The sequence below is a fragment of the Pseudomonas sp. BF-R-01 genome (assembly GCF_019946615.1).
Taxonomy (GTDB): domain Bacteria; phylum Pseudomonadota; class Gammaproteobacteria; order Pseudomonadales; family Pseudomonadaceae; genus Aquipseudomonas; species Aquipseudomonas migulae.
Genome location: NZ_JAGYFX010000148.1, coordinates 1 through 11,653 on the forward strand (window position 1 = coordinate 1; position 11,653 = coordinate 11,653).

An 11,653-nucleotide genomic window follows, 5' to 3' on the forward strand; every position below is an offset into this window, starting at 1 on the left:
GGCCGGAGGCGGCTAACCCGGCATCCATGCCGGGTTGCCCACTGCGCAGAACCTGCGCTCGGCCTCTCGAGGGGGCGACTACCGCCACAGCCGCCGAGGCGGCCTGAAAGCCGACCTGGCTCTTTGGGGGTACGCGTTGTCCTTCTCTGCTGCGCTCACCCATTCCGGACATGTACACCAATCCCGTGTAGGAGCCGGCTTGCTGGCGATGGCTTCTGTCCAGCCAATACATACGTTGACTGATCCACCGCTATCGCCAGCAAGCCGGCTCCTACAGGGATCGGGTTCACACGGTCGAAGTTGTAGGAGCCAGCTTGCTGGCGATGGGCGTCAACGATAACGCGGGCTGTCTGAATGAACGCGTTGTCCGGTCGTTTTTCGCGGGCAAGCCTCGCTCCTACAGGGAATCGTGTGCGCTTTTGATTTTCACCACTCATCAGGCCGAGCGTTAGCTCGCCTTCAGCTTTTGATCTGAGCGCCCCCTCGAGAGGCCGAGCGCAGGTTCTGCGCAGTGGGCAACCCGGCATGGATGCCGGGTTAGCCGCCCCCGGCCATGGATGGCCGATGGCGGCGGGCCCACGGAGCAGGACCGGAGCGAGGGCATGCCGAGCCTAGGCGAGGCACCGAACGAAAGGGGCAAGAGCCCTTGGTTACTTGGGGCTTTTCCAAGTGACTCGCCGTAAGGGCGAAACCAATAGCAGCCGTTACCGAAGAACCGGATATACACCCAATCGATCACTTTCAAGCCTTAGCCGAATTCACCTTGCTGTATTCGTAGCTGCGTCGTGAAGTTCAGACAGCAACCGCGAGCATCAGGTCGTCCCGTTTGCGATCGAGGACTTGCCTGTAGGAGGCGGTGATGCTCAAGTGCGTGAAATTCAATGACCTCGCGTGAGAAAAGTCAGCATGGAGCTCAAGACCAACGCAGCACTGATCATCATCGATCAACAAAAAGGCATTTTGGAGCCAAGGCTTGGCCGGCGAAATAATCCTCAGGCCGAGGCGCGGATCCTGGATTTGCTGGGGCTATGGCGGCGAACCGGGCGGCCGGTGATCCACGTACAACACCTGTCCCGTTCACCGGACTCAGTGTTCTGGCCGCAGCAATCGGGCGTGGAGTTTCAGGAGCGGTTCCAGCCATTGGCCGGCGAGCAACTGATTCAGAAACAGGTGCCGGATGCGTTTTGTGCGACGGCGCTGGAGGCGAGTTTGCGCGAGGCGGGGATCGATCAGTTGGTCATCGTGGGCGTCGCGACCTACAACTCGGTGGAGTCCTCGGCGCGAACGGCCGGTAACCTGGGGTTTGATACGTGGGTGGCGGAGGATGCGTGCTTCACGTTCGACAAGGCGGATTATTTCGGCAATGCGCATTCAGCTGAAGAGGTGCATGCGATGTCGCTGGGCAATCTGCACGGCGAATACGCCACGGTCGTCAGCAGTGCGCTGATCCTGATGACCGACTGAGTGACTGTAGGAGCGAGGCTTGCCCGCGAAGAAGATGACGCGGTTTGCCTGAATAATCGCGGTGCCTTTTTCGCGGGCAAGCCTCGCTCCTACAGGGGATTGTGTCATTCACGAATCCAGTGTGGGAGCGAGACCGGCTTGCCGGCGAAGCGATTCAACAGGCGATGAAAAACATCGCCCGAAGCATCAAGCGCCGTGGCACTTCTTGAATTTCTTGCCGTTGCCGCATGGGCAAGGATCGTTGCGGCCGACGTCCTTCAGGGCGTTGCGCACCGGCTCCTGGTGAGCGTGGCCGCAGTTCGGGCCGTGGACATGGCCATGGTCGTGATCATGGTGGTCGTGATGGTCATGATCGTGATTGCAGTCAGGGCCATGGACGTGGGGTTGCTGGGTCATCGGGTGTGCTCCGGAATTAAATCGGCGGGGATTATCACGCCTTTGCGCGCCAGGTGCACGTAGTGCGCGATGAACACACCGGTTTCCAGCTCACCTTCCAGGCGATAGGGGATAGGTTGCTCGGGTTTTTTCAACAGTTTCACCAGATCCCGCACCTTGGGCCACAGGTTGGTGCGGATCGGCACTTTGAAATATGCGCTGTGCTTGGGACCGACCGTAAACCAGTGTTCGTGCTCGCCTTCGGTCAGCAACATATCGCCCAGGTGAATCCGGTATTCGAGACCGCGCACCGTCAGGTCGCTGTCGCGCGGGTTGTCGACGCGAAAGAACAACAGGAAACGTTGCTCCATCAGTTTCGCCCGGACCACTTCGACCTTGACCAGATGCACTTCAGGTTCCGGTTCATCGTCGCTGAACCAGGACGCACAGCCGCCGAGTCCGAGAAACAGGAGCAGGGTGAGCGTATGCAGGACGCGACGTCGGCTGATCATGGTTGTGTTTCTCCCTTGATCCCCAGTCTAGCCCTTCACGAATCACCTCAACTGGCGAAATACCCCGCGCAACACTTCTTGAATTTCTGCCCGCTGGCACATGGGCAGGCGTCGTTGCGTCCGGCCTTGAGTGGCACAGTGGGGTCGATGAAGTACCAGTGGCCGGCGTTCTGCACGAACGACGAGCGCTCGCGGTGGCTGTGTTCGCCGCTGCCATCGTGCCAGCGTGCGGTAAAGGTCACGAACGCGTGTTCCGGTTGACCGCCGAACACCTCGGAGCTTTCCACTTCCAGGCCGAGCCAGGTGCTTTGCGCGCTCCAGTCGCTGATGGACTGACGATCGAGGCCGGACTGCTGCGCGGGCAGGGTGGTCGCTACCAGGTAATCGATCAGGCCCAACACATAAGCGCTGTAGCGCGAACGCATCAACGCTTCGGCACAAGGCGCCGGATGCCCGGCATGGTAATGACCGCAGCAGGCGTCCAGCAGGGTGCCGCTGCCGCAAGGGCAAATGGATGTACTCATTGCGTTACCACCAGTATTTCCCGAAGTTTTCCGGATTGGCCCAGAACCGTGAGTTGAGCCAGTCGGGGACTTGTTTGTAGTCAAGCAGATCGTAGGTGAACAGGGTCAGTACTTGCTCGTCGCGCTGGAAGCGTTCGCTGGCTTGCAGGGCCAGGGAGAAAAAATCTGTCTCCTGCCAGCCACTGGCCGGCAAATCCGCCAGCACCGCAATGCGACTGGCATTGAGGTTGCGGATGCCGCCGAGCAAATTCAGGCCATCGCGTTTGGGCAAGTGTTCGAGGCAATCGACCACCAGCGCCAGATCAAATCGGCGCGCCGCCAGTTCGGCCGGCAACGGTCCAGGCGCCGCGTGGGCGACGCAGGTGTCCGGGTGCGCCAGCTTGAATGCTTCCAGCGCGGGGAATTCGCTCGCGCCGATCAGCAACAGGCGGAGCGGGGCATAACGATCCAGCAAAGCGGCCAGCGCCTGCTGGGGCGTGCGCGAAGAAATACCTGAAATCATCGAAGTTCCTCAATCAGAGCGCCAAGACTAGCCTGCCCGAAGGTCCAGATATAGAGCGTCGTCGCGCTAAAAGTATCGATCAGCCGTGAACACTGGATAAAACTGCAATGGCCTATTGCTGGCGGAGATTAAAGCTCGGGTCTTTACTACCTGAATCGGTTCTAAGCCGATCCCTCAGGAGAAAACTAGATGAGCATAGTTCGGACAGCATTACCCTTGGTTCTGCTAACCAGTGTGTTGACTGGTTGCGCAGGTTTGCAGAAAACCGACTGGCCGACCTGTGCGGCAGTCGGCGGTGTAATCGGTGCGGGTCTCGGCGCGACCGAGAGCTCGGCATGGGCAGGGTACGGCGCTCTGCTGGTTGGCGGTACGGCCGCTGCCTATTGCTGGGTTCACGGTGATGGCGACGAAGACGGCGATGGCGTGCCGGACAGCCGCGACAAGTGCCCGGGCACGCCTAGAGGCGTGAAGGTCGATGCCGACGGTTGCCCACCACCAGTCCCTGCGCCAGTGGTTGAAGAGGCGGTTGTGGTCAAGGAAGAAACCATCGTCATCCGCGATGTTCACTTCCAGTTCGACAAAGCCACACTCACCCCTTCTGACAAACAGGTGCTCGATAAGATCGCCACTCGTTTGAAAGCTGAAGCCCCTACTGCTCAGTTGACCGTTACTGGCCATACCGACAGCGTGGGCAGTGATAGCTACAACCAGAAACTGTCGGATAAACGCGCTCACTCGGTGGTTGAGTACCTCATCCAGGAAGGCGTGCCGCGCAGTAACTTCGTGTCTGTTTCCGGTGCCGGTGAAAGTCAGCCGGTGGCCGATAACAAAACCGCCGACGGCCGTGCACAGAACCGTCGCACCGAAATCAAAATCCAACGCTAGATCCCTCGCATCCGTGGCTTGTGCAGTCACGGATGCGGGTCTTTACTCCTGTGTAACCGGCGTCGGCCGGTAACACAGGAGCTTTCACCATGAGCCTTCTCACACGGACCGTCTGGCCGGTTGTGCTGCTTGGCAGCCTGTTGACCGGTTGCGCTACTCACAGCGATGGCACTGCCCCCCTCAATCAACGTACCTGGCCGATCTGCAGCGTTATCGGTGGCTTGGTCGGTGGTGGCTTGGGCGCTATCGAAAGTGGCGGTTGGGCGGCCGGTGGAGCGGCGCTTGGTATCTTGACCGGTGGCCTGATCTGCTACGCGCAGGATGGCGACGAAGATGGCGATGGTGTCTTCGATCGACGCGATCGCTGCCCGGATACGCCGGCCAATACTCCGGTCGAGCATCATGGTTGTCCGCTGCCGCAATACCCGGCCAGTGTGAATCCCGCTGAACCTGCACAATCTGAAGTCATCACCCTGAGCGATGCGGGCGATGTGTTGTTTGCGTTCAACAAATCCGACCTGACACCCTCGGCGCAAAGTCAGCTGGACTCGTTCATACCCAAACTGCAAAGCGCCGATGTGGTCAGCATCAAAGTGATCGGCCACACCGACAGCGTGGGTGACGACGCCTATAACCAGGCACTCTCGGAGCGACGCGCCAGCAGCGTGGCGGCTTACTTGCTGGGCATGGGCCTGGCGCCGGACAAACTCACCAGCGAAGGCCGGGGCGAAAGCGCACCGGTGGCCGATAACGAAACAGAGGAAGGTCGCGCGAAAAACCGTCGCGTGGAATTGCACATCAATCGCTGAGCCCCGTGATAGAGCCGTCGGCCAATGATTGCAGTGGCGCCGACGGCCATTCGGCGGCCTTCATGAAGAATTTTCCGTTGCCCTCTGGCTTATCCCGCGTGGAAGCCGTTACTGTGCGTGCAAAGAATAATTCTCAACGGGGGGCGTATGAAGGTGTTTTGGGGGTTGGGTAAGCTGTTGACCCTGCTGTTCTGGCTGGTGGTGTTGGTCAATCTGCTGATGCCCTTTGTCAATCCGCTGCACCTGTTGGTCAATCTGGCCGGCGGCCTGTTGGCGTTCCTTCATCTTCTTGAGGCGGTGTTCTGTTTCCGCAGTCTCAGAGGCCGCGCCCACCCTTGGCGTGATCGCTTGAAGATTGTCTTTTTCGGTGTTTTCCACCTGCAAACCATTCCGGCTCCTGCCGTACCGAAGGCTTCCCATGCGTAAACTCTGTCTGCTCGCCGCACTCGTCAGCCCATTCGCCTGCGCCCAGGTGGTCAGCGTCGAAACCAACTCGCTGATGCGCTTGCCCAATACCGCCAGCACCTTGCAGCTGGAACGCCTGGAAGTGGCCGATTACGGCACGTTGCTGATTCCCTCGAACGTGACCGAAGTCAGCGTCGGCGAATTGCGCCTGGGGCGTGAAGCGCGGATCGCCATCGTGCCCGGCGAAACGGCGCTGGAGTTGAAAGTCAGCCGTGCCCAATTGTCCGAAGGCAGCCAGATTACCGCTCGCGGTGCACCGGGTACTTACCTCAAGGCGGCCCGCTCGGGACGCAATCTGAATGTGCAGATCAAGGCACTGAATGCACCACAGTTGGTGGTTGATGCTCGCGGCGGCGCAGGTGCACCGGGGTTTGTCGGCCTCGACGGCGCCAACGGTCAGGCACCGGGCTGCACCTGGGGCCAGGCCGGTCGCGGGGCCGATGGTAGCGATGGCAGCGACGGTCAGCCGGGTGCGCCGGGTGCGCTGGTCAGGCTGGAAGTGCCGCGTGATTATCCGGCGGAGCAGATCAAGGTTCAGGTTGCCGGCGGCGCGGGTGGTCTGGCCGGTCCTGGCGGTAAGCCGGGGGCGGGTGGCAAGGCCAAGGGGTGCTTCGTCTACAAGGCCGATGGCGGCAAGAGCGGCAAGCCAGGCGTTGACGGCCAGCCGGGGCCTGCGGGCGCGGCGGGTTCGGTGACGGTTCAAAGGTTGTAAGTGGTTTCGGACAATTTCGTCGTCTGAACGATTGCCTTCGCGGGCAAGCCTCGCTCCTACAGGGATCACGCTGTCCATTGTAGGAGCGAGCGGTGCGGCGATCCGACTTGCCCGCGAAGCTTTTAGCTTTTAGAACATCGGCCGAGCCGAGGCGATCGCCACCAGCACCAACCCCACAATCAAATTAATCCCCACCAACCGGCGAATCCTCCCCAGTACCGCAGCCCCCGTCGGCCAATCCTGCGCCGTCACCGCCGTGCGCAATTCCGGCAACAGCAACGCCTGAATCCGGATAAACAGCGCGGTCATCACCACGAACAACCCCATCATCACCTGCACATAACGCGGCGCGGCCTCGAAACCGCTGTACTGCAAATGAATCATGCCGACACCGCTGACCGGCAACAGCACCACCGCGATCCAGACCCAGCGGAAAAAACCTTGAAACACTTCTACCCACAGCTTCAACCGGGCCGGGCCTTCCAGCGCCTTCATCGCGGCCGGACGCAAGACCATCCAGGCGAAAAACATGCCGCCGACCCACACCAGGGCGGACAGGACATGCAGGGTGTAAACGATGCCAAAAGGTGTCATTGGGGTACTCCGTTCTGCGCGGGATTAATTAGCGGGGTATGATAGCGGCCGAACCGAACCACTGAAAATTTATCCAGCGTTTTTTGCGCCCGACAATCCATGATCAGCACTGAACTCAAAACCACGATCCAGGGCGCCTACTCGCGTTTTCTCGAAGCCAAGAGCCTCAAGCCGCGCTACGGCCAACGCCTGATGATCGCCGAAATTGCCAAGGTCCTCGGTGACATCGACACCGACGACGAAGGCCGGCGCAGTGGCGACCCCGCGATTGTCGCGGTGGAAGCCGGCACCGGTACCGGCAAGACCGTGGCCTACAGCCTGGCGGCGATCCCGACTGCGAAAGCCGCCGGTAAACGCCTGGTGATCGCCACGGCCACCGTGGCCCTGCAAGAACAGATCGTCTACAAGGATCTGCCCGACCTGATGCGCAACAGCGGGCTGAATTTCAGCTTCGCCCTGGCCAAGGGCCGTGGGCGCTATATGTGCCTGTCCAAGCTCGACATGTTGCTGCAGGAAGGTCACGCACAAACCGCTACCGCGCAGCTGTTCGAAGAAGAAGGCTTCAAGATCGAGGTCGATGAGGCCAGTCAGAAGCTGTTCACCAGCATGATCGAGAAGCTCGCCGGCAATAAGTGGGACGGCGACCGCGACAGTTGGTCCACCGCCCTGGAAGACGCCGATTGGGCGCGCCTGACCACCGATCACAGCCAGTGCACCAACCGCCATTGCCCGAACTTCGGCCAGTGCGCCTTCTATAAGGCCCGCGAAGGCATGGGCAAGGTGGACGTGATCGTCACCAACCACGACATGGTTTTGGCTGACCTCGCCCTCGGCGGCGGTGCCGTTCTGCCCGATCCGCGCGACACCATCTACGTGTTCGACGAAGGCCATCACCTGCCGGACAAGGCCATCGGCCACTTCGCCCATTACACGCGCCTGCGCTCCACCGCCGACTGGCTGGAAACCACCGCCAAGAACCTCACCAAATTGCTCGCCCAGCATCCGCTGCCGGGCGACCTGGGCAAGTTGATCGAGCAGGTGCCGGAACTGGCCCGCGAGATCAAGACCCAGCAGCAATTCATGTTTACCGCCTGCGAACAGGCTGCCGATTTCAAACCCGGCGAAGACGTCGAAGGTCGCGAACGGCCGCGTCACCGTTTCGTCGGCGGGGTGATTCCCGAGCACATGCGTGAAATGGGCATCGAGCTGAAAAAGGGTTTTGCCCGCCTCACCGACCTGTTCACCCGACTCACCGAGTTGCTCAAGGAAGGCATGGACGGCGAGGTCAACATCGGCATCGCCAGCAACCAGGCCGAAGAGTGGTATCCGCTGTTCGGCAGCCTGTTGTCGCGCTCTTCGGGCAACTGGGAGTTGTGGGTTGCATTTACCGCCGAAGACCCGGAAGACAACCCGCCCATGGCGCGTTGGCTGACCCTGGCCGAAAGCGGCTCGCTGTTCGACATCGAAGTCAACGCCAGCCCGATCCTCGCGGCGGAAATGCTCCGGCGCAATCTGTGGAACGTGGCTTACGGCGCGCTGGTGACTTCGGCGACCCTGACCGCACTCGGCACCTTCGACCGCTTCCGCATGCGTGCCGGGCTGCCGAAAAAAGCCGTGACCGCCGTGGTCCCGAGCCCGTTCCATCACGCCGATGCCGGCGTACTGCGGGTGCCGGACCTGAAAGCCGATCCACGTGATGCAGCGGCCCACACCGCGGCGATCATTCGTGACCTGCCGCAACTGGTCGAAGGTTCGCGCGGCACGCTGGTGCTGTTCTCCTCGCGTAAACAGATGCAGGACGTGTTCGACGGTCTCGACCGCGACTGGCGCAAGCAAGTGTTCATTCAAGGCAACCTGTCGAAACAGGAAACCCTGAACAAGCACAAGGCGCGCGTCGATGGCGGCGATTCCAGCGTGCTGTTCGGCCTGGCGAGTTTCGCCGAAGGGGTCGACTTGCCCGGTGCGTACTGCGAGCACGTGGTGATCGCGAAGATTCCATTCTCGGTGCCCGATGATCCGGTCGAAGCGGCACTGGCCGAGTGGATCGAAGCGCGGGGCGGCAATCCGTTCATGGAAATCTCCGTGCCGGACGCCTCGCTGAAACTGGTCCAGGCCTGCGGTCGCTTGCTGCGAACCGAAGAGGACCGCGGCACCATCACCTTGCTCGACCGGCGCCTGGTCACCCAGCGTTACGGCAAAGCGATCCTCAATGCGTTACCGCCATTCCGTCGAGAAATTTCCTGATACGACGGTGGGCAAATCTGCCCGCCGCGTTGTCTATCTCTCTGCCATCGCTTTTCCACTGGCCATTGTTGGTCGTTAGGGAGATTTTCGTTCTCATGATTCGCCGTTCGTTGCCTGCTGTTTTTGCCTTGTTGTTCACCACGCCTTTGCTCGCCGCTCCCGCAGGCCAGCAGACGCTGTTCAACTTTGTGCGCCCCGCCGACGTGGTCCAGGTGGCGACTCAGGACGCCAGCCTGCCGCAATCCAATGCAGAGCAAACGGCCGAAGGCGAAGTGCTGCGCCGGGTGACGTTCAACCCGGTGGCCCAGCCAACCCTGCGCCTGACCCCGCAAACCGGGGCCTGGGACTGGTCGCAGTCCGGCGTGATGAGCCTGCGTATTCAAAGCGCAATGGACTGGGCCGTGACCCTTTACGTGAAAATCCAGAGCAACGACGGCAAGACGCTGATCAGTCGCGTGGATCTGCCGGCGGGCCCTGCGCAGACGCTGCTGGTGCCGTTGCAGCCGAGCTCGCCGCTGAGCCTGGGCATGAAGGCCGGTCCGCCGATGCCGATGACTGTCGACGGTCAACGCATCCTGTTGGCCAGCAGCGCCGGTGAGCTGGATCGCAGCCAGGTGGTGTCGGTGACGTTGTCGATGGATCAGCCGAAAGTCGCGCAAAGTATCCTGCTGGAACGCTTTGGCGTGCAGGAAGGCGAGGCGGTCACCCAAGCCGTTTATGGCGGCCTGGTGGACGCTTTCGGTCAGTCGACCCGGACCAAATGGCCGGAGAAGGTCAGCAGCGACGAGCAACTGAAAAGCGCCGCCGCCAAGGAACAGCAACAAACCAAAACCTGGCTGGCCGAGCGCGAGAAGTCGTCGCTGGACAAGTTCGGTGGCTGGATAAAAGGCCCGACGTTCAAGGCCAGCGGTTTTTTCCGCAGCGAGAAACGTGACGGTCGCTGGTATCTGGTGACCCCGGAAGGCCATCCGTTTTATTCGCTCGGGGTCAACACCGTTGCGCCGGACGTCAACCAGACTTACATCGCCGGTCGCGAGTGGATGTTCGAATCGCTGCCTAAACCCGAAGAACCGCTGGCCAGTCACTTTGGCGAAGGCGACAACCGGGGTGGCAATGGCGTCGATCAGGGCCGAGGCTACAACGCCGGGCGCTGGTACGATTTCTATGGCGCGAACCTGCAGCGTCTGTATGGCGCCCCTTGCACACCGGGCAGCGACACCAAGGCCGGTGTTGCCGAAGCGGCCAAGGCCGACGCGGTTGAGGCGACGGTCGAGAAGACCGCTGAACAACCCGTCGTTCCTTCCACGGCCGAAGCCGGTGTTGCCGAAGCCGCCAAGGCCGGCGCAGAGGACGCGACCGTCGCGAAAGCGGTCGAGCAGAAACCCGCCGAACCTTGCACCGCAGTGATTGATGAGCAACGCTGGGCCAGCCACACCCTGGATCGCCTGCAAGCCTGGGGCTTCAACACCATCGGCAACTGGAGCGCCCCGGAGCTGGGCAACGCGGACCGCGTGCCCTACACCTTGCCGCTGTCGATCGTCGGCGATTACGCCAGCATCAGCACCGGCACCGACTGGTGGGGCGGCATGCCTGACCCGTTCGACCCGCGTTTCGCCATGGCCACCGAGCGCGCCGTGGCCATCGCCGCCCGCGATCATCGCGACGACCCTTGGCTGATCGGTTACTTCGCCGACAACGAACTGGCCTGGGCCGGTCCCGGTGACGACCCGAAAGCCCGCTACGCGCTGGCCTACGGCACCTTGAAAATGACCACCGACGTGCCGGCCAAGCGCGCGTTCCTCAAGCAATTGCGCGACAAGTACCGCAACCAGGCAGGCCTGTCCAAAGCCTGGGGCATCGACTTGCCGGCCTGGGAATTGATGGAAGACCCGGGCTTCGTGCCGCCGCTGCCGAGCGCCGAGTACCCGGAAATCGAAGCCGACTTCAAATACTTCCAGAAGGTCTTCGCTGACACGTACTTCAAAACCATTTCCGACTCGCTCAAGTGGCACGCACCGAATCAGCTGTTGCTGGGCGGCCGCTTCGCCATCAGCACCCCGGAAGCCGTGGAATCCTGTGCACAGTATTGCGATGTGCTGAGCTTCAACATGTACACCCTGCAACCGCAGGACGGCTACGATTTTGCCAAATTGCGCAGCCTGGACAAACCGGTGCTGATCACCGAATTCAACTTCGGCTCGGCCGATCGCGGCCCGTTCTGGGGCGGCGTGACGCAACTGGCGAAGGAAGAGGATCGCGGTCCGGCTTACGCCAATTTCCTGAAACAGGCACTGAGCGAGCCGTCGATTGTCGGCGTGCACTGGTTCCAGTACCTCGATCAACCGGTGACCGGTCGTCTGCTGGACGGTGAAAACGGGCACTTTGGTTTGGTCGGCATTACCGATCTGCCGTTTCAGGGCTTCGTCGACAGCGTACGCAAGAGCAACCTGGCGGCCGTTGATCAGTTGGGCAAAGAGGCCGAGAAGGCCAAGGCTGAAGCGGATAAAGCCAGTCACGATGCCGAAGGCGGGCGAAAAGCTGAAGCCGGCAAGGGCCCGGGGAAGGGC

At 61.3% G+C, this 11,653-nt stretch carries 12 protein-coding genes; 7 read left to right on the forward strand and 5 right to left on the reverse strand.

Annotated features, from left to right (window positions below; all coding sequences use genetic code 11):
- Positions 1-906 precede the first annotated feature (906 nt).
- Entirely contained in the window at positions 907-1,464 is a 558-nt protein-coding gene (locus tag KGB27_RS29365; RefSeq protein WP_223557261.1) for a cysteine hydrolase family protein, read from the forward strand.
- 186 nt (positions 1,465-1,650) lie between these two features.
- Here KGB27_RS29365 and KGB27_RS29370 read toward each other — a convergent pair whose 3' ends face one another.
- The 4 genes from KGB27_RS29370 to KGB27_RS29385 are packed head-to-tail and all read right to left on the reverse strand — an operon-like array spanning position 1,651 to position 3,377.
- Positions 1,651-1,860: an SEC-C metal-binding domain-containing protein gene (locus KGB27_RS29370; RefSeq protein WP_007906737.1), complete on the reverse strand. Its 210-nt coding sequence runs from the start codon at positions 1,858-1,860 to the stop codon at positions 1,651-1,653.
- A complete protein-coding gene (locus KGB27_RS29375) occupies positions 1,857-2,351 on the reverse strand; it encodes an LEA type 2 family protein (RefSeq protein WP_008040830.1) in 495 nt (164 codons plus the stop codon). The genes KGB27_RS29370 and KGB27_RS29375 overlap by 4 nt, the downstream gene beginning before the upstream one ends.
- A gap of 47 nt (positions 2,352-2,398) precedes the next feature.
- On the reverse strand, positions 2,399-2,875 hold the full coding sequence (locus KGB27_RS29380) for a YchJ family protein (protein ID WP_008040831.1): 477 nt from the start codon (positions 2,873-2,875) through the stop codon (positions 2,399-2,401).
- 4 nt (positions 2,876-2,879) lie between these two features.
- Complete coding sequence (locus tag KGB27_RS29385) at positions 2,880-3,377, reverse strand: DUF6231 family protein (protein ID WP_008031670.1); 498 nt, start codon at positions 3,375-3,377, stop codon at positions 2,880-2,882.
- A 189-nt stretch (positions 3,378-3,566) separates the two neighbouring features.
- Here KGB27_RS29385 and KGB27_RS29390 point away from each other — a divergent pair, with 189 nt between their 5' ends.
- The 4 genes from KGB27_RS29390 (at position 3,567) to KGB27_RS29405 (ending at position 6,248) form a co-directional block, all read left to right on the forward strand.
- Positions 3,567-4,262 (forward strand): OmpA family protein, encoded by a 696-nt coding sequence (locus KGB27_RS29390; protein ID WP_008040832.1) that lies wholly within the window; start codon positions 3,567-3,569, stop codon positions 4,260-4,262.
- Between the two features lie 89 nt (positions 4,263-4,351).
- On the forward strand, positions 4,352-5,071 hold the full coding sequence (locus KGB27_RS29395; RefSeq protein WP_008040833.1) for an OmpA family protein: 720 nt from the start codon (positions 4,352-4,354) through the stop codon (positions 5,069-5,071).
- A gap of 147 nt (positions 5,072-5,218) precedes the next feature.
- A complete protein-coding gene (locus tag KGB27_RS29400) occupies positions 5,219-5,497 on the forward strand; it encodes a DUF1145 domain-containing protein (protein WP_008031667.1) in 279 nt (92 codons plus the stop codon).
- On the forward strand, positions 5,490-6,248 hold the full coding sequence (locus tag KGB27_RS29405) for a collagen-like protein (protein WP_008040834.1): 759 nt from the start codon (positions 5,490-5,492) through the stop codon (positions 6,246-6,248). The genes KGB27_RS29400 and KGB27_RS29405 overlap by 8 nt, the downstream gene beginning before the upstream one ends.
- Positions 6,249-6,377: 129 nt before the next feature.
- On the opposite strand, the gene KGB27_RS29410 is transcribed toward KGB27_RS29405, so the two are convergent.
- Positions 6,378-6,842 carry a CopD family protein gene (locus KGB27_RS29410; RefSeq protein ID WP_008031665.1) on the reverse strand — a complete coding sequence of 155 codons (465 nt, stop codon included), beginning with the start codon at positions 6,840-6,842 and terminating at the stop codon, positions 6,378-6,380.
- 99 nt (positions 6,843-6,941) lie between these two features.
- Between KGB27_RS29410 and dinG the strand changes: the two genes are divergently transcribed.
- A complete protein-coding gene (dinG, locus tag KGB27_RS29415) occupies positions 6,942-9,086 on the forward strand; it encodes an ATP-dependent DNA helicase DinG (protein ID WP_008031664.1) in 2,145 nt (714 codons plus the stop codon).
- 95 nt (positions 9,087-9,181) lie between these two features.
- Positions 9,182-11,653: beta-agarase (locus KGB27_RS29420; RefSeq protein WP_223557262.1), on the forward strand; the 2,472-nt coding region annotated here is incomplete at its 3' end.